At 74.1% G+C, this 714-nt stretch carries 1 protein-coding gene; it reads left to right on the top strand.

Annotated features, from left to right (window positions below; translation table 11 throughout):
• Nucleotides 1–714 (top strand): phospholipid carrier-dependent glycosyltransferase (locus ACWJ6R_RS37470; RefSeq protein WP_449066728.1); only part of this gene is annotated, 714 nt, incomplete at both ends.

Raw genomic sequence — 714 nt, 5'->3', positions numbered from 1 at the left:
CCGCCGCTGGGCAAGTGGCTGATCGCCACCGGCGAGCACCTGTTCGGCATGACCCCCTTCGGCTGGCGCTTCGCCACCGCCGCCGCCGGCGTCGTCTCCATCCTCATCCTGGCCCGCACCGCCCGCCGCATGACCCGCTCCACCCTCCTCGGCTGCCTGGCCGGACTCCTGCTCGCCCTCGACGGCCTGCACCTGGTCCTGTCCCGCACCGCCCTGCTCGACATCTTCCTCATGCTCTTCGTCCTGGCCGGCTTCGCCTGCCTGGTCACCGACCGCGACCACACCCGCGCCCGCCTCGCCGCCTGGTACGAGACCTCCCCCCTCACCGAACAGGGCCCCTGGCTCGGCTGGCGCCCCTGGCGCCTGGCCGCCGGCACCATGCTCGGCGCCGCCTGCGCCGTCAAATGGTCCGGCGTCTTCTTCCTGGCCGCCTTCGCCGTCCTGACCCTGCTGTGGGACGCCGGCGCCCGCCGCGCCGTCGGCCTGCGCCGCCCCTACAGCGGCGCCTTCATGCGCGACCTGCCCACCGCCCTGACCGCCCTGGCCGCCGCCCCCGCCCTGACCTACCTGGCCTCCTGGAGCGGCTGGTTCGCCTCCGCCGGCGGCTGGGGCCGCAACTGGGCCCAGGCCACCTCCCAGGGCCCCTACTACTTCGTCTTCGACTCCATCCGCTCCTGGCTGGCCTACCACTTCCAGGTCCTCGGCTTCCACACC

The sequence above is a fragment of the Planomonospora algeriensis genome, from assembly GCF_977012225.1.
Note: the sequence above shows the minus strand (reverse complement) of the source record. Positions and strands in the feature narration are given on the sequence as shown.